Below are 20,898 nucleotides of genomic sequence, written 5' to 3'. Positions count from 1 at the left end.
TTAGGTTACCAACTTGGCCACTTCCTCTGGTATCTGGCCCTTCTCTCTTAATATCCTTATCAACTGACGATACGCCACTAGTTTCTGTATGTTATTTGCGCCTTCGTATATCTGTGTAATTTTTACATCTCTAAGGAAGCGCTCGACGCCTGTCTCTCTAATAACTCCCACGCCGCCGTGTAGATTTATAGCCTCTGAAATCACCTCCTCTGCCACCTCGGTGGCGTAGAATTTCGCAAGAGAGGCGACGAAGGTAAACTCTTTTCTATTCTCGTCGGCTAGTTTTGCAGCTAAATACGTCAGAAGACGAGCTGTAAAGATCTTAGCCATCATCTCCACTAGGCTAAACTGTATCGCCTGGAAGTAGGCAATTGGCACGCCAAACGCCTGTCTCTGGTGGACATATTGAAAAGCTTTTTCAAAAGCGCCCTGCGCCATGCCGACCGCCTGCGCTGCAACGCCTATTCTCGTCCTGTCAAAAGTCTCCATCGCATAGAGAAAGCCCATGCCCTCCTCTCCCACTCTATTTTCGTCTGGCACCTCCACATTTTCAAACACAAGCTCACAGGCGTGGTCGCCGTGGAGGCCCATCTTATGGTAACACTGCTCTACTTTAAAGCCCGGCGTATCTCTCTCCACAATGAAAAACGTCAAACCTAGATACCTAAGTTTTTTGTCAGGCGGCGGATAGGTACGCGCCAACACAATAAAGTAGTCGGCTATGTCTGAGCTACTTATAAACGCCTTTCTGCCGTTTATAACCCATTTATTGCCGACTTTCTCAGCTCTCGTCTGTATGCCGGCTACGTCAGAGCCACAACAAGGCTCTGTCACCGCAAATGCGCCAAATTTCTCTCCCTTTGCAATCGGCGGGATGTATTTTTGTCTCTGCTCCTCAGACCCAAACAACATTATAGGCGTTATAAACAGCTCGTTGGTGCCAAAGTATACGCTGAGGCCGGGCAACACCCGGCAGAATTCTTCAGACATAATAGCGGCCATCCTATGGTCTCCCCCTTGGCCTCCATATTTCTCGGGAATTCCAATTCCAAAGAACCCCTGCTCGGCTATCTTTTTCAAGAGATCGCGGGGCACCTCGTCCTTCTCCTCTATCTCCATAGCCCTAGGCGCAACCTCTCTCTCTACAAACTCTCTCACTGCTTTTCTAAACATCTCGTGTTCCGGAGTTAACACAACAGAGAAGTCTTGTATCGAATCTAGTGGGAACACCATAGAACCCCAACAACCTCCACTATTTAAATATTAACTTTAATCGTGCCACATCTAGATATGGCGAAGCCATCTTTTTTAATATAGAGAATAAAATTAACATATGCCAGATACATATGAGGTATTTGAAAAATATGTTAAAAACAAACCATGGGTAAGAAACTACGACGAGGGGGTGCCGGTTGATGTTGAAATTAAGCCATCTCCCCTCTTTACATACCTAGATAAACAAGTAACTGAAAACGGGCAGGTAGTCGCATATATATACTTCGGCAACAAAGTGCCTTATAAGACCGTAGGCGAGCACAGCGATAGAGTAGCCGCGGCTTTAAAAGAGTGGGGCATTGGCAAAGGCGATGTAGTAGCGCTTTATATGCCGAATACCCCCGTCTTTCCCATAGTCTACTACGGAGCGTTAAAACTCGGCGCAGTAGTGACGTCGATGAATCCAATGTATACGCCGCGGGAGGTCGCTTGGCAAGCTAAAGACGCAGGCGCCAGAGTTCTATTTACTGTAGATGTGTTATACAAAAACGTTGAAGAGGCAGTTAAGATGTATCAACTTGAGAAAGTCGTTGTAGCCGAAATCACAGAGTATATGCCCAGCTTAATAAAGCCCCTAGCTAAGATGAAGCTTAAGCCGCCGAAGATTCAATACTCCAGCCGGGTTGTGCCATATAGAGAAGTCTTAAGCCACAGCCCGACGTCTTACCGCGCCAACATAAACCCGCTGGAGGATCTCGCGGCGTTGATGTATACCGGCGGCACAACTGGTCTGCCCAAGGGGGCGGAGATCACCCATGGCAATATATCGTCAAATTTACAACAGCTAAAGCCGCTATATGACGTAGCTAGACGAAAGAGGGGAGTCAACAGGTTGGTGATGATGGGTCTTCTGCCGTGGTACCACATATATGGACAAGTCACTGTAATGCACTACGGTATTTTCGACGGCGCGACAGTAGTGGTGATGCCTAGACCTGACATTGAACAACTCATGAAGCTAGTACAAAAATACAACGTCCATGTGTTACACGGCGTGCCGACGCTCTACAACATGATTAACAACCATCCAAAGGTCGGTAGGTACAACTTGAAAAGCCTTGCCTTTTGTATATCTGGCGCGGCGCCTCTACCCGTAGAGGTTGCCAAGCGGTTTGAACAAATAACTGGCGCCGTGTTGAGAGAGGGGTATGGCCTAACGGAGACGGCCGTGGTGACACATCTCAACCCGCTCTATGGCAAGGCGAAAGTAGGCTCCATAGGTCTCCCCATACCAAGCACCTACGCCGCTATTGCAGACCCCGACAAACCGGAGCTTCTCCCGCCTAATCAAGTCGGCGAAATTGTAATATCGGGGCCGCAAGTCTTTAAAGGCTATCACAATAGGCCTGAGGAAAACGCCCAGGCATTCTTCCAGTGTTGTGGACTACGTTGGTTTAGGACGGGAGATATGGGGTATATGGATGAGGAGGGGTACTTCTATGTAGTCGATAGAAAGAAAGACATGATTAAGTACAAGGGCTACTCGGTATTTAGCAGAGAAATTGAAGAAGTGTTGTATCAACACCCCTGTGTGAAAGAGGCGGCGGTCATAGGCGTGCCACATCCAGAAGCTGGAGAGATACCAAAGGCCTTTATAGTGTTGAAAGAGGAGTGTAAAGGCAAGGTCACTCCCGAAGACATCATTAAGTGGACTGAAGATAAATTAGCCCATTATAAAAGACCGCGCGTCGTTGAGTTTAGAAACGAGTTGCCTAAGTCTGCAGTGGGCAAGATCTTAAAACGCGAACTTAAAGCTGAAGAATTGAAAAAATTGCAAAAGGTCTCCACCTAATACACTAAGCCTTTTATAAAATCTTAGAATTTTATATGAACTTAGGTTTCAACTATAAACGTATGTATGTTTAAATAAATTCATAATCTACACCATATGCCTAAAGTTGCAGTAATCGGGGCTGGCACAATGGGCCACGGCATTGCTGAACTTTTTGCTATGGCAGGTTACGAAGTGGCGCTTGTAGATGTTGCTGACGAATACCTAAAGCGCGCGCTCCAAAATATAGAGTGGTCTCTTAAGAAGTTAGCAGAGAAGGGCCAGTTGAAGGAAGACCCCTCGGCTGTGCTCTCTCGTATTAGGCCTGTTGTTGGTGATGTGTGTAGTGCGGTTGTTGGTGTTGAGCTTATGGTTGAGGCTGTGGTAGAGGATATTGAAGTTAAGAAGAGAGTTTTTGCCGAAGCTGACCGCTGCGCGCCGCCAGAGGCAATACTAGCTACAAACACATCTTCACTACCAATAACAGAAATCGCAGAAGCAGTAAAACCAGAGAGAAAAACAAAAGTAGTAGGAATGCACTTCTTCAACCCACCAGTACTAATGCCGCTAGTAGAAATAATAAAGGGGCGGTATACGTCAGACGAGACTGTTAAGAAGGTGGCAGAATACGCGCAGAAGCTTGGTAAACAAATTGTAGTGGTAAATAGAGACGTCCCTGGTTTTATAGTAAATAGAATACTAGCGAGAGTAAACGAGGCGGCGTGTTGGATGGTTGCCCGTGGCGAGGCTACAATACAGGAGGTGGACTCTGCGTTGATATATAAGGCTGGGCTTCCCATGGGCGCCTTTATTCTTATGGATTACACAGGGATTGACGTAATCTGTTTCATAGGCGATGCCATGTTAAAACGTGGTTTCAAATCTCATCCATGTCCACTTATTCTTGAGAAGTGTCAACAGAAGAAGTATGGCGTTAAGTCGGGAGAGGGCTTTTATAAATATCCAGCCCCCGGCAAGTTCCAATGGCCCGAGATGCCGAAATCAGCAGGCGATAGAATAGATATAGCATATATACTCGCTCCCGCCATAAATGAGGCTGCTTATCTTCTTAGAGAGGGTATTGCTACGAGAGAGGATATTGACAAGGCTGTGAGACTTGGCTTAAACTGGCCTAAAGGGCCTCTAGAATATGCAGACGAAATAGGAATAGACACAATAGTCAAGACGCTAGAAGAGTGGAGACAGAAGACGGGATTTGAGGAGTACGAGCCAGACCCGTTGTTGAAAGAGATGGCCGCCAAGGGTAAGCTTGGTAAGAAGACTGGGGAGGGCTTCTATACATATGTAAAGGCTGAAGAAAAGAAGTTAGAGACTCTCATCGTGAGATACGAGCCCGGCATCGCCTGGATTATTCTCAATAGGCCTGAACGCCTTAACGCCATAAATCCAAAAATGATCGAAGAGCTGTGGAAAGTTCTTGACGAAATTGAACAGATGGATTACGACAAGGTGAGAGTTGTAATTATCACAGGCGCTGGGAGGGCCTTCTCCGCCGGCGCAGACGTCACAGGTTTTATGGGCGTCACGCCTATAACAATATTCAAAATATCTCGGAAGTTGCAGATGCTCTTTGAGAGAATAGAGCTTTTAGACAGGCCGGTAATATGTGGCTTAAATGGGTATACCCTAGGCGGAGGTCTAGAGCTTGCTATGTCTTGTGATTTTAGAATAGCGGCTGAAACAGCAGAGTTAGGCCAGCCAGAGATAAACCTCGGGTTTATTCCAGGCGCCGGGGGAACGCAGAGATTGCCCAGGCTAATTGGGAGAGATAGAGCTAAGGAGCTTATATTCACCGGCGATAGAATTCCAGCGAGAGAGGCAGAGAGACTAGGCCTTGTAAATAAAGTGGTGCCGCCGGACAAACTAGAACAAGAACTCAGGGCGTTTGCCAACAAGCTTGCTGAAAAACCGCCTCTCGCCCTCGCCATGGCGAAATATGCAATAAACTTCGGCATCGAAATCCCAATATGGGCCGCGACGTTGCTAGAGGCTACACAATTTGGCATACTATTCAGCACAGAAGACGTCATAGAAGGCGTTTCTTCATTTCTACAGAAGAAAAAGCCACAGTTTAAAGGCCGGTAGTTTTTCAAACACCAACCCTACAACAACTCCCCCGAGAGCTTGAGTCCGCCCTCTGGAAGGGGGTGACTGGGGGTTGGGGTCTTTGACAACTTTTTCCTGGTTTTTTACAGCATGGCCGGGAGGTTGTTTATCGGCGGTGTCCAAATGATAACTGTGGCATATCTCGAGCTCCCAAACGGCTCTCTGTTGGAAATCTACAGTTCGCGTGTGTTTGGGCGGGGGAGATCTCAACCTCCCGCCTCACATCACCTCTCTTTTCAGACACTTCTAGATATTCTTTTGGGTAGAAGATCTCGGTAGCCAATACGGCACTCTAATGACCCCCTCCCCGCCCTAAAGGGCGAGGCTTTCGGTTGTAAAGGAGTTGGGCAATTGTGAATATGTGGGTAGAAAAGGCAAGCTTTATGAAAGAGAGGTGGAGATAGAGGGGCGCTATGCTGAACTTCTATACGGCGAGGGGGGGCCGATATACGAGAATTCGTTGATATGTCTAGCAGATTTCGGTACGAAAAGACTGTGGTAAAATCCGCCTCAGGCGAGCTCTCAGAAATGAGAGTCGAGGCCTACATCAACAGCTTCAGCCCATACAGCCAAGAGAGACTAAATACAATCCTCTGGGAGATAAAATCCCGCGAAAAATAAACACGCTTTCAACCCCACATTTTCTCTATGGTAGGGAGAGCCACGTTGGCATTGTTGGCACTTGCGGCTCTGGCGATCAGCGCAACTGTCGTCGTTGTGGAGATGCCAGACGTAGACGCGCAAAAAGTTGCCATATTTAGAGTCATTGACGGCGATACTGTGGAAATGTCCGTGGGCAGAGTTAGGCTTGTGGGTTACGACGCTTGGGAGTGGGACGAGCCGCGCGGCCCAGAGGCCAGAGATTTTCTTTACAACTTGTGTACTGGCACAACTGTCTACCTAGTAGACGACCTAGAGCCGAGAGATAGATATGGGCGTATACTTGGCTACCTCTGGTGTGGCCGCGTCTTTGAGGTCGGCGGCATCTACTACACGGCGTATGCCTCTGTACAGAAGGCTTTTCTACTCGTTAGGCCTGACCTCGTGAAGAGGCCGCTCTACATCCCGCCAGATGAGCACCCATATTGGCACTGGCTCAAGCGTTTTACTGTCGCCTTTGATCGAGTTGATAGATGAAGACAAAACAACTCGCTTTCTCCACCCCGAGCCATCAAACTTTTAACCCCCTAACTACTCCTCCCACATGAACGACATCTACTTGGCCCCTGGGGTAGCAGACGGGGGCGCCAAGCTGTTGCAATATAAACAACCGGCGGCCGACCTCCAGGTGAGTCGCCCTCTCGCCCCGGTGTATCCGAGACAGTCTCCTGAGTCTCCCGGGGAGGGGTCTAGAGAGAGGTAGGGGGACGTATGGAAGAGTTTATATCGTTGTTGAAAAAACTCTCGGAGGCGAGAGGCCCTTCGGGTTTTGAAGATGAAGTTCGAGAGCTCGTGATTAAAGAAATGGAGCCGTATGTAGATGAAGTGACGGTAGATAGATGGGGGAATGTAATAGGTGTCAAAAGGGGTTCTTCTGGCTACCGCGCTATGGTGGCGGCACATATGGACGAGATTGGGCTTGTCGTTGACCACATAGATAAGGAGGGCTTCCTAAGGTTTAGGCCTATCGGCGGTTGGAACGAGGTAACTCTCCTCGGCCAGCGGGTTTGGGTTAAAACTCTAGACGGTAGGTGGGTTAGGGGGGTTATCGGCGTTACGCCGCCGCATGTCACTCCGTCTGGTAAAGAGAGGGAGGCCCCCGAGATGAAAGATCTCTACATAGACGTGGGGGCTAGAAACAGAGAGGAGGCCGAAAAGATGGGACTTTCTGTAGGGTCTGTAGCAGTTTTAGACAGAGAGTTCGCCATTCTTAACGAAAGGGTTGTCACTGGAAAGGCTTTTGACGATAGAGTAGGCTTGGCTGTTATGCTCTATACTCTGAGACAACTCGGCGATCTCCCCGCGACTCTATACGCCGTGGCGACAGTACAAGAAGAGGTAGGGCTTCGCGGCGCGCAAATCGCCGCCGAGAGAATTAACCCTCATTACGCCATCGCCTTAGACACCACCATAGCGGCCGACGTGCCTGGCGTAGGCGAGAGACTACATGTGACAAAGGTGGGGGCGGGGCCCGCTATAAAGGTCATCGACGGCGGACGCGGGGGTCTCTTCATAGCTCACCCAGGTCTCAGAGACCACATTGTGAGAATCGCCAGAGAGGCCGGCATCCCGCACCAGCTAGAGGTTCTATATGGCGGCACTACAGACGCCATGGCTATAGCCTTTAGGCGCGAGGGCGTGCCCGCCGCCGCTATCTCTATTCCAACTCGCTATGTCCACTCGCCTGTAGAGCTAGTAGATCTGTCAGACGTGTTAAACGCCTCTAAACTGTTAAAAAACGTTCTAGAGAAAACGCCGCCTGATATAATAGACAAATTCCTAGATAGGAGAGTAAAGTGAGAAAAAATAAAATAGTCGTAATAGCTCTTTCTAAACTTATACTAATCGGCATAGTAGCGGTAAATATCTACTACGCCGCCAAGGTACTACTCCCTCTCTTTGGGATAGGACTGAGCCAAGAGCAATTAGATCTCCTAAAGTCTATTATAATTCTCTTCGCAGGAGCCACAGGAGTTAACGTAGTCGGCAATGCGGTAATTCTATACTTTAGAGAAACTCTGAGAGAAAAGGCGTTTGCAATTGGTAATGTTTTAAAAATCGTCGGCATAATAGCAGTAGTCCTTTACGTAGCATCTTTCTCCAAGCTGGGCGCAGAGTTGGCTCTACTCGGCGGCACAGTCACTGGTTTAGTTCTCGGCTTAGCGTTACAGCCGGTCTTGGGAAACCTCTTTGCGGGTATTATCATATTAATAACCCGGTTTGTAGAGGTAGGAGATACAGTGAGGATAGCTGCATCACAAATACCATATGATATTGCTTTTCTCCCGTCCTATAAGTATTTCTCTCCTGACTACGTGGTGCCCGGCTTTAAAGGCAGAGTGGCAGAAATAGGCTTGTTGTATACCACATTGCTCCTAGACACAGGATATGAGCTACGGGTGCCAAATATGATTCTCCTAAGCTCTGGCATTGTGGACTACACGCCGAAGTGGAGCGAGCGGCAGGTTGTGTTTGTGAGAGTTGAGCTACCTCTCTCGGTTATTGATATAGATAGGCTAGAGGAGGAGGTGAGAGAGGTTTTAAGAGGTTTTAATATAGTTGCGATAGATTTTACAGAACAAAGCGATAAAGACTACGTCATTATTAGAGTAAAGCTCGAGATACCCCAAGGCGAAAACTGGAGAAACGTCAAAAGCGAGGCTCTTAAACGTCTTTTAAAATACCGCAATGAGAAAATTACTGCAAACCTTGACAAATATCTATGTCTAACCAGGGGGATTCTCTGCGATAAGTACATAAATAAATTGGCTACCGACGTCTCGTCTTCCTAACATTCGTCGATGTGTAAGTCTTATCACTCTATGGTCTGGCTTAGAGAATTTAACATGCTTTAATGAAGTATTTACCAAGACCATGTTTCACTTCGTCAATTATCTTATATGCCAACAGCCGCCGTCGTAGTCGACACAATAGAAGACGAGAGCCACCTAGAGCTTAAAAGAGAGCAGGTGGAGAAAGATCTCCTTGGATTGTTGTGGAGGAGACTAAAGGAGTTGGCGTAGTGGTACGGCAATATAGTCGCGTACGTCCCCCTTGTGAAGCCAAGATGGAGAAAAACAGGCGTATACAATGCCCCCACCTGTGGCTTTACCGACCTCAGAGACAACATACCGTTGATATTGGCTAAAACCGCCGCTTGAAAAATACCCAACGCTAGGCATAGGCAAACGCCTCGTCTGGCAGACACCCCTATATAGAAAGGCCATGAGAAAAAACCTAGAACAGCCATAAGCCAATGCTAACAATCACAGAAGACATACATCTCGCCTACAGAGAAGACACAAAACACCATAGAATCTTAGCAGATGTGTGAAAGTTATTTAAAAACTCGTGATTTTACGTGGTGTCCACCGAGTTTTTAGAGAGGCCTCTTCCTAAGCCTACCGACGAGGGGTACGTCGCGGCGCGTCTTCTTGAGGCTCTTGTGGAGGCTGGGCTTGCGTTGGAGTTCCTACGGCGTGGTCTGGTGAGGAATGCGGCGGGGAAGGCTTTTCAGGCGTGGAGGGCGTACATGGCGGCTCTCATGAGGCTAGAGCTGGAAAGGCTCAAGAGCTTAGCCAAGAGCGAAGAGGAGAGGCGCTGGCTGGAGTCCACAGCCGCCCCCCGACTCCCCACAACCAAGATGAAGAAGCTCTCACACATGCTTGAAGACGTGGGGCATGTGGGGGTCTCTCCCTGGACAGACAAGGCTCTTGACCTCCATGACTATCAGTACCACGGGCCGGACCCAGACGCCGCCCTCTCAAAATACACGTCTAGAGAAGAGGCGGCGAGAGACGTGGTAATATTGATAGGCGAGTTGGCCAAGCGTGTGGAGGCTATGAAGGCGAGGGTGAAGTGGGGAGAGGACTTGGAAAGGGCTTTGGAGGAGGTAAAGAGGGGTCTTAAATAGGCTATGGACGTCCCGCCTGTCCCTAGGCTATTACACCTAGGGACTTTCTCCTTGCCCACGCCGTCATGGGTAGCCAGGATGCATCCGGCGTGGGGTCATCGGGCATGGGGGGCAACGGCACGGCCCCCTCCGCGAGTTTTTCCAAAGCCCTCCTCTCGATGTTTATCACCGCCGCCACGTCCCTCCCCCCTTCCCACCCGCAACGGGGGCACCGGAGGTGCCTCGGGACAGAGCCCCTCACAAGCCCCTCACCACACCGCGGGCAGGTGGAGGAGGTGCCCTTCGGGTTTATTTTCACGACTGGGATGCCACGTTCCCTTGCCTTACGTATAATCTCTCTCAACATACTTCTAAAGCCAGCTCTGTAGATTCTATCCCTCAATTTAGGATCATCAACTTTCGATATCATGTTTTTTGGTACTTCCTTTGGCAAATTTTCGATGGCAATGGCGGCGCCTAACCTCTCCGCCTCTCTGACTATTAGGTTCGCCACCTTCCTCCGGATGTCGTTCTTCTTGTTCAGCTCGTCTCTCTTCAGCGCGCGGCTTGTGTAGCGGTTGCCCTTGACGGACTGCATGACCTCCCTACGGCTGTGGTAGCCAAGTGTGATATCTCTAATCCCAGTCTCAAGGATGTACACCTTGCCGCCGGCTTTCACAGCCACGTTGTTCTCGTTAAGGTCAACGGCGACGACGCCCTTCGCCGGCCTCTCCTCCACAACCTTCTCGAAGACGAAGTAGACGTAGGCGATGCGCCTCTTCTCGTCCAGCTTTAGCCTCGGCTGCGACTTCAGCCGCCGTTGATGTGCTTCCAGAACTGCTTGGTCGGCCACAACGGGATTGTGACCCACCCCCTGTGGGTGGCCACCACTATCTCTGTGAAGCCCTCGCGGATCCAGAGGTGGTCGTCGAGCCAGATGCTGATCCTCCTCACCTCCGGCCTCTCGGTCTTCGCCCTGCCCTCCCGCTTCAGCGCCATAAAGCTCTTTATGCGCGTGGCTGCGTCTTGCGCAGCTGTGTAGATGTAGTGGGATGGGAGGTCTGGATGTCTTCTGCGCAGTTCTTCATACAGAGCCTTGCGGAGTGAGACGTGTCCCGTCACGCCGTGTTTAAAGCCGTATTCGACGAACTGGACGACGAGCTCCCTATACCTCTCCTCCAGCTCCTTTAGGAGGTTTATCTTACGCCAGCTGAGGCGGGCGCTGGGGACAACGACGGCGTGTACCAAGACATATGTTTTCTTCTCGTCTTTCTTCTCGGCGTTCTTGCGCCTCCGGCTACGCCTCTTCCGGCTCCCCTCTTCTATACTGTCTGTCTTCCATAAAATATAGTCCGCCGCACTGCGCTTTTCAGGATAGCTCTTGATTTTTGAGTAGAACTTTGCCACGTCGTTGTCAACTTCGTCTGTCTGCCCTCCTTGAGCAACGCGGCGGCGCTGTCTCACAACCGTGCCCTCTACATACCCGCCGCTTTGTAACACTATTTTGCCAGAGCTACAGTACGGACAAATCATAAGCCGCCGCAATCCTCTACCCTTTTTAAACAACACCTTAAGATATATGGAGGGGGAGTTCTCCAAAAGTTCAAACCCCCAGCCTTAGGAGACCGGCTACATAACCCCACAGCCTTACCCCACAAATCCGCGCCTCACAAGCCAGACAAGCGAAACACACATAGACGCCGTGTAAAGCGTACAAACGGGGGACATAGACCCAATTGAAAAATATACGACATATAAAGCGTAGTCAATGAAAAATATACAAAACCTTAACCGCCAGTTTGAACGACCTCCTTTAATTACCGACAGCAACAATCACGAGACTCAAGCCTAAGCCGCTTCGGAGATGACCCCCTCCCCGCCCTAAGGGGCGAGGCCTTCTGTTTGTAGTAACAATCGTCTTCTTTCCGTAGTGTGGGAGGCCGGTTAACGAGAGACATCGTCTCAAGATTCCCCCACCGCTTCGCCAGAGATGGAAGGGGCTGTGACGTTGTCGCCATCGCAAACACGAGAGGATGGCGCTTGCGGAGGGCCGCGTGCCGCCCGGCCCCACGCCCGATAACCCCACGCCAGAGACAATGAAGGCGTGGACGATGAGAAAGCCCCCAAGCGTCACTGCCTGGAGACAAGCGGTCTTTAGGCACATGTGCCAGAGGGGCAGAGGGAGGGAAGCGAGGGGCTAAGAAAAAGATAGGGGGACACTCCTTGAGTAGTTCTGTGAACGCGCGCCTTGCGATGTTTATCACAGCCGCAATGTCCCTGCCCCTCCTACCTGCAGTGGAGGCGCCGGAGTGCCCTCGGGTCGTTAGGTTTTGACAGTCTTTTCACGCCCTATATCCACAAAAGTGCTAACCTCATTAAACTTTTTCAATGTAGAAAACCGTAGCCCCTCAGCTGTGTGGACTTCCACGTTACAACCGAAAGTCTTGCCCTTCAAGTAACTCATCAAAGCTTTTATAACGTTGCTGGCGGTGTGCTATGGAGGAGGTGATCTACAAGGGGAGGAAGTTTGTGCTTGTGAAAAGGGCTAGGCGGGTCGGCGGCCGCGTTGTATGGGGCGAGTACCTCGTCCACCCGGGGGCGGTCGCGGTGTTGGCTATCGACGGCGGCAAGGTGCTGTTAGTTAAACAGTTCCGGGGGGCGTTGGGCCAGTGGACGCTGGAGGTGCCCGCGGGGACGCTGGAGCCGGGGGAAGACCCGCTAGAGGCCGCCGTGAGAGAAATGATAGAGGAAACTGGCTACAGACCGCTGAAGTTAGAACACCTAATAGACTTCTACCCAACACCAGGCGTGTCTAACGAGCTGATAAAAATCTACTACACAAACGCCCTAGAGTACGTCGGCGTCGGCGCACGCGACCCAGGGGAGGTAGATATGGAAGTTGTAAAAGTGGAGCCAATCGAGCTATTGCGTATGATAGACGGCGGAGAGATAAAAGACGGGAAGACAATAGTTGCAGCACTCACCGCCTGGAGAAGAGGGCTACTCCACTCTGACTCCCCTTTGTGACGCCGGCCTTCCCCGGGGGCTCGGGACGCGTCCGCTGATGCGGAGCGCGGGGGTCCAGCCGTGCCGGCGTGGTTGAACCGGCGCCATAGAGGGGCCTCTGTTGCCACCTCAAGCTGTCCTCCCACTGGCGATACCCATCATGGCATTGGCGACAATAACCGCCGTAAACCCGTTTCTTAACCCGTCTACACCTCTAAACAACGCAATCTCCCATCAACCTCTTTAATACTTTCTACTACCTCGGCTCACTTGCCTGACAGCGACGACGTCAGGCAGGTGTGTGAAAGGAGTTGAAAGAGAGTCTCTTCAACTAGCTTTTCCCTCCTACGCCCTGTATGCATATGAGCCAAACCTACAGAGTACTAATTAAAATTCCCTGGCGCGTCGTTGAGGAGCTGCCAGACGTCCTCGACCTCGCCGTAAGGATGCACTTGGCCGTTGAGGAGTACGTCAAAACATTGCTCAAAGAAATCACGGGACAAGAGGGGCCCAGACTCACGGCGGAGGAGTTGGACAGCCTCCTCACGCCAGACAGGCGGGAGTTGACACGACGGATTATCGAAGAGGTGTTCCCCAAGTGCGGTCTCAAGAAGTACTTCATAAAACAAGCCAAGTTCTTCTGGCGCAACGTAGTATTCCACAGATCAATTCCGTTAAACGTTCAGTTGAGAATTGAGGACGAAAGAGATACAAGTAAGGCGGTTTTTGTCGACCTAAAGAGTGGCGTAGTCAGAGTGCGGAAGTTGGGCATACCGCCTTTCGCTGTCGAGTTGAAGAAGGGCGACATCTCTTGGATCAGAAAACGGTTAGAAGAGGGCACCAATCTTAAGCTGGCGTTTCTCGGCGTTGAGAAGAGAGGTGGTGAGAAGGATCCTACTTACGGCAACCTGTATATTGCCCTGATGTTTCATATAGCCCGCGGTGAGATAAAACAGAGACGCAGTTAGATGGCCTGGTGTGTAGTATCTGCAAGCGCTTGGTCAACAGTTGCGAGAACTTCTGCCAAATGTTGTATAGCGGGGTCGCGAGATAGTTTATAAAGCTTAATCCTACCAATGTATCTAACTTCGACAACGCCGTAGCGGACTAATTGCTCTAATTGTCCTACAGTAGCTCTCTGGGCAGACCCCATACGTCTTACAAGCTCTGATACATTCATCTCGCCATAGCGCCACAAGGTTAGAATTATCTTTATCTTTGTCGGAGAGCCTAAAACAATATCAATCACAGGAAAAAAGGGGGTGTTTTGTTTTTATTTCTTTTTGCCGATTAGTCTGTAGACTTTTATTCCTGTGTATGGGGATTTTGCTACTGCAAATAACATCGGCCCGCGGGCAGTCTGCTTCTCAACAACCTCATACTGATCAGTCTCAAACGCCTGCTTCGCCTTAATATCGTAGAACTTCAACTTTTGCTTTGTCATGCCCATCTCTACCCACCGCTTTAAAAACCTGTCGGTTATTTTACAACAATTCCACTATTATACACATACTTAAAACCAATGTAGCGATTGTGCGGGGCTTCTCCTCGTCCACGCTTTCATCAGTAGCCAGGCCGCCCCGGGCGCGGGATCGTCGGGCGTAGTTGTGAGACGAGAGATTCAAAAAGGCTCTCAGAGATAGGGATCTGTCTCTTTACAACTGAAAGCCTCGCCCTTTAGGGTGGGGAGACGGGTCATATAACGCTGTCCCCCGTTCTGAAGGGCGAAATCTGTTGTCAAGATGTTGTTTAAAGATAAGACTCCCAGAGGGTGCGTATTCAAAATATCCACAGGTTTTATATCTATAGACGTAGCGCATTATATGATTATTTTAACCCAACGGTATGACGCCATACCTCTACGCAATGGGTGTATAAAACTAGTGGAGACAACGCCGTTGTTACTGGCAGAGAGATGTACAGGCCGGTATCTGGTTTTAAAAAGAGGAGATGGAATCTACGTCTCTAACAAGCCAGTGAGTGAGACAAACCTCGTATTTTATATCGCCGCCGGGCTACCGCGGCGGGTTAGATATATAGATGGCGTGGTTAAGATAGAGGAGGGGTTTGACTTATTCCAAGGGCTTACAAAGAGAGGACTTTGGAGAGAGATCGCCCCATCGTTTTATGCCGCAGTCTCTGCGTACGCCGCTAGATGTACATACTGTACTGCGTATATAGAAGTGGAGTCTAAAAGACGGCCTCAACAGATTAAAGACAGTAGAGTTATCATAGAGGTGGCGGGGCTCGCCGGCAGATATAGAGCTGTTATAGTATCTCCGCCAGGCCGCTCTGACGTTTTTAAAGACGCTGTTATAAAACTATTTGACAACGCCGACGTTATACATATGGTAAAGCTAGGCGCGGCTGTAGACGTGCCGCTCGACCTCTACCTCCCAGCCCACGTAATTACGTATAGAGTAGCGCCCGCCCCCACTCTACTAACGGCTAGAAATGGCTAAAGACGTAAAACAGGCTATCAGAGAGCGCATATGGCGTCTCCTAGAGGAGAGAGACATCGCCGCGTTCCCCCGGCCTGTCTACGGCAGAATACCAAACTTCAGAGGGGCAGACATAGCTTGCCAAAACCTAACGCGCCTCAGCCAGTTTATCAACGCCGCCGTCGTGAAGATAAACCCAGACGCTCCGCAGAGGCCCTGCCGCGAGGCGGCTCTCTCCGCCAGCAAAACAGTAATAATGCCGACGCCAAGGATAAGAGAGGGCTTCCTACTCCTCGAACCACGTTCTATACCGCGGGAGGCGTATAGAGAGGCTTCGACAATCGCCGGCGCCTTTAAATGGGGGAAGTCTGTAAAGCCTTGGCATCTGCCAAGAGTAGACCTAGTCATAATTGGGTCTGTCGCAGTTAACCCAAAGACAGGCAGGAGACTAGGTAAATCTCACGGCTATGCAGAAATCGAGTGGGGGATATTGTCTACCTTTGGCAAAGTGGGCGAAGAGACCCCAGTCGCCACCACTGTACACGACGTACAATTGGTAGAAGACGACATACCTAAAGAGCCCTTTGACTTGCCTATAGATATTATAGCGACGCCTACAAAAATTATCTTCGTCAAGAGAGTCGACCCGAAGCCCCACGGCATCTATTGGGACTATGTTACAGAAGAGATGTTGAGAGAAATCCCACTGCTCTCTGAAATACGTAGAAAAAACGTTTTTATCTAGACTCGAAAAAATTGTTATGTCTTGGAAAGTCGCAATGACCATAGCAGGCCTAGACTCGGGAGGCGGCGCGGGGATACACGCAGACATAAAGACCTTCGCGGCGATGGGCGTCCACGGCACCACAGCACTGACTTGTGTAACCGCTCAAAACACTTACGAAGTTAGGGAGGCCCAGTGTCTCCAACCACCGCTCGTGAGGGCGCAGATATTGGCGGTTTGGGACGACATGGGCATAGACGCGGGCAAGACCGGAATGCTAGGGACGAGAGAAATAATCGAGGAGGTGGCCGCCACAGTCTCCAAGCTGGGTTTCCCCCTGGTGGTAGACCCCGTAATGATCGCGAAGTCGGGCGCCCCGCTGATATCTGAAGACGCCGTCGACACCCTAAAGAGGAGGTTGCTCCCAGTGGCGAAGGTAGTCACGCCCAATAGACACGAGGCGGAGAAGCTGACCGGCATAAAGATAACCAGCATCGCGGAGGCGAGGAGAGCCGCGGAGGTCATACACAGGGAGTTCGGCACAGAAGTGGTGGTGGTCAAGGGAGGCCACCTAGACGCCCCAGAGGCCGTCGACGTGGTGTACATAGGCGGCACCTTCCACGAGTTGGCAACCCCCCGCCTAGACTCGCGGGCGACCCACGGAACCGGCTGCTCCTACTCCGCCGCCATAGCCGCGGGGCTCGCCAAGGGCCTACCCCCCCTGGAGGCCATAAAGACGGCAAAGCGCTTCATCTACATGGCCATCAGATACGGGGTGGCCAGGGGAAAGGGCCACTGGCCGGTCAACCCCATGGCCTGGCTAGAGATACCGGCGGAGAGGTGGAGGACGTTGGAGGAGCTGAGGGAGGCCCTAGAGGCCGTGGAGAGAGAGGCCGAGGCTTTTGCAAAGGCCATACCCGAGGTGCAGACAAACATAGGATACGCCATAGACCCCCGCTACGCCACGACGAGAGAAGACGTCGCCGCGGTGCCCGGGAGGATAGTGAACTACATGGGCCGCGCCAAGCCCTCCGGCCCGCCCGCCTTCGGCGCAAGCGACCACATAGCCAGGAAGATACTGGCGGCGCTGGCGAAAGACCCCCAGGCCAGGTCGGCCATGAACATAAGACTAGACGCGGCGTACATAGAGAAGGCGAAAAGCCTAGGCATGACAATAGCCTACATAGACAGGAGGAGGGAGCCGGACGACGTCAAGAAGAGAGAGGGAGCCACCATGCAGTGGATCATCGAAGAGGCCTATAGACAGACAGGGGGAAAAACGCCAGACCTAATAGTGGACTGGGGAGACTGGGGCAAAGAGCCCATCATAACCATACTGGGGAAAACCCCAAGGGAGGTGGTAGAGAAGGCCCTTCGACTCATACGTTAGAAATCTTTAAATACACAGATGGGGGTTACGGCCATGTGCACGCCCCCAAAGAAGGTGGAGGAGAAAAAGAAGCAACCTGAGAAATAAGCCTACCCCCTAAGCACAACAACTCCCTCAGGTTTTTTAATCCTAACAGCAAGAGTCTCCCTCAGGAGGAAGCTGTGGCCCGCCTCGTCGGGGCCCAGATGGACAACCTCTGTGTCTACGCCCACTGCGATGTCTACCACGGCGGGGCTTGCGGAGAGCAGGAGGGCAACGCCGTCTTCCAGCTGTGGGATCACCGCCACCTCCCTCACCAGGGACTTCACCCTGGTGAGCTCCATGACGCCTGTCCTCTCCTCCACAGCCACAAGTCTGGCGTATCTCCCCGGGCTCACGAAGAGGAGGTAGGGCTCTGGGACGTAGGCCCGGTACAGCTCAGCCACAGCCCTAGCCACCTCCGCGGTGGCGGACCCCGGCCTCTCCCAGCTAGACGCTTCGAGAGTTCTGCCGGCGCCCCTAAGCAACGCCTCAGCCACAGCCGCGTCTTCCATGTAGGCAAACCTGGCCGCGGCCTCCTCTCCGGGAAACGCGCCGCCTCTCGAAAGCCACTCCTCGAGCCCCCGGTAGGAGATAGTAAACCTAAGCCTGACCTCCCTCAGCGGTATGACAGCCCTCTCCAACGACCCTTGCGCCCCCGCCACCTCGACGCCGACGGCATCTGCGTCCCTCCCCACGTAGAAAGTCTGGAGGTACCTCCTAAACCTCCTAGCCGACGCCACGGCCCCCCTCACCCCCTCGACGAATTTCAAAACCCAACCGCCCCCGCTGGCCTCCTCCGCTCTATTCCCCCTGTCCCCCGGGGGGTCGCCGCTTTTTATACCGGTGAGCTTCTCCACCTCCCCAGCGCCGGCCTTTAGCTCGCCAGCCAACGTGGGGTCGTAGGCCTTCAGCAAGGCAAGAAACTCGCCAAAGTGCGTCTTCTCCTCGTTAGCAACATCTTCAAAAACCCTCCTCACCCTCTCGTCCTCTACGTATTTAGCCAGCTGTAGATATAGGCTGATGGCGTCGAGCTCCGCGATTATGGCCAGACGCAGGGCATCAGCAACCTCCAAAGAGTCGAACTTCTTCTCTCTAACGACGTCAACAGGGTTTTTCGAAAACACCATAGACAGTGTTAGGTCTCATATATAAATACACAACAGAAACACATCAAAAACCTAGATTCTAATTCTACAACAACCCCCGTCTAAAGCGCCAGAGGGCGGCGCCTAATAATGGAAAAGGAGGTATCCCACCGAGGAAGAAGGGAGGAACACAGCGGTTGGTTACAGCACAAGTCCCGACATGGCTACGTCGGCCGCCGCGCGGGCTCTGCCACACAGCGAAGTGGCGCAGACTCATGATATATCGCGCCATTGTCGGAACCCACCCGCTTAACGATCATGCCGCTACGGTGGGCCATAGACGCTTGGATCGAGACGATTCACGTCAACTACGACAAGTGCCTACAGCAATACACAAAAGTTGAGCAGTGAGACAACAAGTGTGTTTTTTACTTCTTCTTTTGCTGAAACCTTTTTCAAGTCGATGCGGAAGTCGCGTGAGCGGTAGGCTGGGGGCTTCGGAAGCCCTTCATTGGCCCGTCGGGGGCGTCCGCCCGTTTTCGGCGTATCCAGCGCCGGTCTCTGTCTCCAGCGGCAGGGGCCGCAACGCCGGTGAGTCACGGTTCTGCTCACGCCTGTGGAAGAGCGGCGTGGTGTTGTGCGCCGGCGTTCCCCGCGCCGTCGGCGTCTGCGGTTAGAGCTCTATACTCCTTCCGCCTCTGAGGACCTCTATCCTGGGGGTTCTGCCCTGGATCAGCGCTTCGCCTATCAACAGGCGGAGTTCGAAGACGTTGGCCACCTCGCGGCCGTCGACCTTGGTTAAGATGTCGCCTCGGGCGATGCCCATCTCTTCGGCTGGCGAGTTGGGCATGACGTCGACAACGAGGAGTCCTCTGTCTGTGGGGAGGCCGTATAGGGCTTTCAGAGCTTTGTTCAACGCGACGACGTATACCCCGAGCGCCGGCCTTACGTATCTCCCGTATCTCTTCACCATCTGGTACATGATTCTGACTAGGTCTATAGGCACCGCGAAGCCCAGGCCCTGGGCCCCGGCGATTACGGCCGAGCAGACCCCCACCGCCTCTCCGGAGAGGTTCACGAGCGGGCCGCCCGAGTTGCCTGGGTTGATCGCCGCGTCTGTTTGGACGAGGTACTCGAAAAACCTATCGCCCGCCCTCAAGCTCCTCCCCACGGCGCTTACGATGCCGAAGGTCGCAGTGGGCTTGTCGATGAGGGCTAGGGGGAAGCCCACGGCGACTACCCCCTGCCCGACCCTCAGCCTCAGCGCGCTCCCTAGGGCCAGCGGGACGGCGTAGAGGTCGGAGTAGAGTATGGCTAGATCCTCGGCGGGGTCCGCCGCCGCCACCACGGCATCGGCCACCTCCCCCTCGGGGGTGATCAACGCCACCTCCCCCGCCTGCGCCACGACGTGGTATGCCGTGGCGTAGACCCCCCGGTCTATGGCGAAGGCGGAGCCGAAGCCCTCGCCAAAGGCCCCAAACCCCCTCGTCACAACGCCGACGACAGAACGCGCCACCTTTTCAACTAAATTACTCAAATCCATATACAAAGGTGCGCCACTATTTTTAACATATCTGCCGGCAAAAACGCAGTGACTTACAACTGTTCGCCCTTTAGGGCGGGGACGCGGTTTTTCTCCGTCTGCGTCTTCACCGCGGCGAGCTCCCGCCAGGGCCATCCGACGTATCACCGCGTCCTTAGGCCATTGTTGTCGGTAACAGTTGACTCGCGCCTAGGGACTTTCTCCTCGCCCGCACTGCCACGGGCATCCAAGGCGTCTCCGGCGTGAGACCTACGGGCATGGGGCCCTCTCGGGTGGCGCCCCCATGCCTGCTGGGAGACAGACTTTAAGCCCTTTGCAACCAGCCCCTTGTTTTCAACATTGGAATATTCCCACGCCAACGACAAAACCTCAATAGTGAAAAAGAAAGCAGAAAGACGGGCCTTTAGCTATAGAGACTCTTTGGCTCTTTTAGAAATCAGCTGCGGATTTCTGTAGTAAGAAATCCAACCCCCAGGAGTATATATGCGACAAAAAGTAGAACGATCCCGACGGCTACGACGGCAAATACAGACCCCCACCAGTAGAGCTTGTCCGCGGTCTTAAAAACCTCCTCCCCGGTTCCCTTGGCTAGAGTATCTAAGACCCGCCTAAATCTATATGCAGAAGCCACTTGGAAAACCCAGCCAACCACCCAAGCGGCGGCGGCCACGACAAGCGCAACGCCGTGGAGGCCGGTGCCCCAGAGCAGGTGCGAGATGGAGAAGCCGGCAACGCTATATGCAATAGTATACGCCAGAGACGCCACAATAACATATACCAGCCAACTCAACGCGTCTACCTTGGCGTCCCCCAGCCTCCCCAGAAACTCCAAAACCCCCACATACATCAAAACCGCCCCCACCAAGGTGGCAACCCAGCTCGACACAACCCCCGCCCCAGCCAAGAAGGCTCCCACAGCCGCAAACACCCTAGCGAGATCCAAATCCATATGTCAGCTACACT

At 52.2% G+C, this 20,898-nt stretch carries 23 protein-coding genes and 1 pseudogene; 15 read left to right on the top strand and 9 right to left on the bottom strand.

Annotated elements, in window-relative coordinates; all coding sequences use genetic code 11:
* Positions 1-1,233: an acyl-CoA dehydrogenase family protein gene (locus ACZ49R_RS02810; RefSeq protein WP_011763168.1), complete on the bottom strand. Its 1,233-nt coding sequence runs from the start codon at positions 1,231-1,233 to the stop codon at positions 1-3.
* A gap of 100 nt (positions 1,234-1,333) precedes the next feature.
* Between ACZ49R_RS02810 and ACZ49R_RS02805 the strand changes: the two genes are divergently transcribed.
* From ACZ49R_RS02805 to ACZ49R_RS02760, 10 genes are all read left to right on the top strand, one after another.
* Positions 1,334-3,067, top strand: coding sequence for a long-chain-fatty-acid--CoA ligase (locus tag ACZ49R_RS02805; RefSeq protein WP_464733651.1), 1,734 nt, complete (start codon positions 1,334-1,336; stop codon positions 3,065-3,067).
* 96 nt (positions 3,068-3,163) lie between these two features.
* The gene (locus ACZ49R_RS02800; protein WP_464733650.1) at positions 3,164-5,152 is read left to right on the top strand and encodes a 3-hydroxyacyl-CoA dehydrogenase/enoyl-CoA hydratase family protein; all 1,989 of its coding nucleotides are present in this window, start codon (positions 3,164-3,166) and stop codon (positions 5,150-5,152) included.
* A gap of 382 nt (positions 5,153-5,534) precedes the next feature.
* Complete coding sequence (locus tag ACZ49R_RS02795) at positions 5,535-5,675, top strand: hypothetical protein (RefSeq protein WP_464733649.1); 141 nt, start codon at positions 5,535-5,537, stop codon at positions 5,673-5,675.
* Complete coding sequence (locus ACZ49R_RS02790) at positions 5,669-5,794, top strand: hypothetical protein (protein WP_464733648.1); 126 nt, start codon at positions 5,669-5,671, stop codon at positions 5,792-5,794. Before ACZ49R_RS02795 ends, ACZ49R_RS02790 begins: the two co-directional genes overlap by 7 nt.
* A 27-nt stretch (positions 5,795-5,821) precedes the next feature.
* Complete coding sequence (locus tag ACZ49R_RS02785) at positions 5,822-6,310, top strand: thermonuclease family protein (protein ID WP_464733647.1); 489 nt, start codon at positions 5,822-5,824, stop codon at positions 6,308-6,310.
* Positions 6,311-6,377: 67 nt separating this feature from the next.
* Complete coding sequence (locus tag ACZ49R_RS02780) at positions 6,378-6,536, top strand: hypothetical protein (protein WP_464733646.1); 159 nt, start codon at positions 6,378-6,380, stop codon at positions 6,534-6,536.
* 8 nt (positions 6,537-6,544) lie between these two features.
* Positions 6,545-7,633: a M42 family metallopeptidase gene (locus tag ACZ49R_RS02775; RefSeq protein WP_464733645.1), complete on the top strand. Its 1,089-nt coding sequence runs from the start codon at positions 6,545-6,547 to the stop codon at positions 7,631-7,633.
* The gene (locus tag ACZ49R_RS02770) at positions 7,630-8,625 is read left to right on the top strand and encodes a mechanosensitive ion channel family protein (RefSeq protein ID WP_464733644.1); all 996 of its coding nucleotides are present in this window, start codon (positions 7,630-7,632) and stop codon (positions 8,623-8,625) included. The genes ACZ49R_RS02775 and ACZ49R_RS02770 overlap by 4 nt, the downstream gene beginning before the upstream one ends.
* A 108-nt stretch (positions 8,626-8,733) precedes the next feature.
* The gene (locus tag ACZ49R_RS02765; RefSeq protein ID WP_464733643.1) at positions 8,734-8,856 is read left to right on the top strand and encodes a hypothetical protein; all 123 of its coding nucleotides are present in this window, start codon (positions 8,734-8,736) and stop codon (positions 8,854-8,856) included.
* A 338-nt stretch (positions 8,857-9,194) separates the two neighbouring features.
* A complete protein-coding gene (locus ACZ49R_RS02760; protein WP_464733642.1) occupies positions 9,195-9,746 on the top strand; it encodes a PaREP1 family protein in 552 nt (183 codons plus the stop codon).
* Positions 9,747-9,768: 22 nt separating this feature from the next.
* On the opposite strand, the gene ACZ49R_RS02755 is transcribed toward ACZ49R_RS02760, so the two are convergent.
* The 3 genes from ACZ49R_RS02755 to ACZ49R_RS02745 form a co-directional block, all read right to left on the bottom strand.
* Positions 9,769-10,578, bottom strand: a complete 810-nt coding sequence (locus ACZ49R_RS02755) for an RNA-guided endonuclease InsQ/TnpB family protein (RefSeq protein WP_464733641.1) — start codon at positions 10,576-10,578, stop codon at positions 9,769-9,771.
* Complete coding sequence (locus ACZ49R_RS02750; protein ID WP_464733640.1) at positions 10,536-11,258, bottom strand: hypothetical protein; 723 nt, start codon at positions 11,256-11,258, stop codon at positions 10,536-10,538. Before ACZ49R_RS02750 ends, ACZ49R_RS02755 begins: the two co-directional genes overlap by 43 nt.
* A gap of 790 nt (positions 11,259-12,048) precedes the next feature.
* A complete protein-coding gene (locus tag ACZ49R_RS02745) occupies positions 12,049-12,189 on the bottom strand; it encodes a hypothetical protein (protein WP_464733639.1) in 141 nt (46 codons plus the stop codon).
* 32 nt (positions 12,190-12,221) lie between these two features.
* Here ACZ49R_RS02745 and ACZ49R_RS02740 point away from each other — a divergent pair, with 32 nt between their 5' ends.
* Complete coding sequence (locus ACZ49R_RS02740) at positions 12,222-12,752, top strand: NUDIX hydrolase (RefSeq protein ID WP_464733638.1); 531 nt, start codon at positions 12,222-12,224, stop codon at positions 12,750-12,752.
* Positions 12,753-13,093: 341 nt separating this feature from the next.
* Positions 13,094-13,660 (top strand): annotated as a pseudogene (locus tag ACZ49R_RS02735) (zinc ribbon domain-containing protein); the annotation flags it as partial.
* A gap of 35 nt (positions 13,661-13,695) precedes the next feature.
* Here the strand turns inward: ACZ49R_RS02735 and ACZ49R_RS02730 are convergent.
* Together ACZ49R_RS02730 and cc1 are read right to left on the bottom strand one after the other, a co-directional pair.
* The gene (locus tag ACZ49R_RS02730) at positions 13,696-13,980 is read right to left on the bottom strand and encodes an ArsR/SmtB family transcription factor (protein ID WP_464733637.1); all 285 of its coding nucleotides are present in this window, start codon (positions 13,978-13,980) and stop codon (positions 13,696-13,698) included.
* A 24-nt stretch (positions 13,981-14,004) separates the two neighbouring features.
* Positions 14,005-14,175: a DNA-binding protein CC1 gene (cc1, locus tag ACZ49R_RS02725; protein ID WP_053240420.1), complete on the bottom strand. Its 171-nt coding sequence runs from the start codon at positions 14,173-14,175 to the stop codon at positions 14,005-14,007.
* Positions 14,176-14,554: 379 nt separating this feature from the next.
* On the opposite strand from cc1, the gene ACZ49R_RS02720 reads away from it, so the two are divergent.
* From ACZ49R_RS02720 to ACZ49R_RS02710, 3 genes are read left to right on the top strand one after another with little or no spacing between them, the layout of a single operon-like run.
* The gene (locus tag ACZ49R_RS02720) at positions 14,555-15,193 is read left to right on the top strand and encodes a hypothetical protein (protein ID WP_464733636.1); all 639 of its coding nucleotides are present in this window, start codon (positions 14,555-14,557) and stop codon (positions 15,191-15,193) included.
* Positions 15,186-15,917 (top strand): 5-formyltetrahydrofolate cyclo-ligase, encoded by a 732-nt coding sequence (locus ACZ49R_RS02715; RefSeq protein ID WP_464733635.1) that lies wholly within the window; start codon positions 15,186-15,188, stop codon positions 15,915-15,917. Before ACZ49R_RS02720 ends, ACZ49R_RS02715 begins: the two co-directional genes overlap by 8 nt.
* A gap of 16 nt (positions 15,918-15,933) precedes the next feature.
* Positions 15,934-17,286 (top strand): bifunctional hydroxymethylpyrimidine kinase/phosphomethylpyrimidine kinase, encoded by a 1,353-nt coding sequence (locus tag ACZ49R_RS02710; RefSeq protein ID WP_464733634.1) that lies wholly within the window; start codon positions 15,934-15,936, stop codon positions 17,284-17,286.
* Between the two features lie 89 nt (positions 17,287-17,375).
* On the opposite strand, the gene ACZ49R_RS02705 is transcribed toward ACZ49R_RS02710, so the two are convergent.
* The 3 genes from ACZ49R_RS02705 to ACZ49R_RS02695 form a co-directional block, all read right to left on the bottom strand.
* Positions 17,376-18,434, bottom strand: coding sequence for an encapsulin (locus tag ACZ49R_RS02705; protein ID WP_464733633.1), 1,059 nt, complete (start codon positions 18,432-18,434; stop codon positions 17,376-17,378).
* A gap of 631 nt (positions 18,435-19,065) precedes the next feature.
* Positions 19,066-19,935 carry a S1C family serine protease gene (locus ACZ49R_RS02700; protein ID WP_464733632.1) on the bottom strand — a complete coding sequence of 290 codons (870 nt, stop codon included), beginning with the start codon at positions 19,933-19,935 and terminating at the stop codon, positions 19,066-19,068.
* Between the two features lie 436 nt (positions 19,936-20,371).
* Complete coding sequence (locus tag ACZ49R_RS02695) at positions 20,372-20,884, bottom strand: DUF996 domain-containing protein (RefSeq protein ID WP_464733631.1); 513 nt, start codon at positions 20,882-20,884, stop codon at positions 20,372-20,374.
* Between the last annotated feature and the right edge of the window lie 14 nt (positions 20,885-20,898).

Source organism: Pyrobaculum organotrophum, from assembly GCF_055384425.1.
The sequence above is the reverse complement of the archived record's forward strand: the minus strand, read 5'-3'. Positions and strand labels throughout refer to the sequence as shown.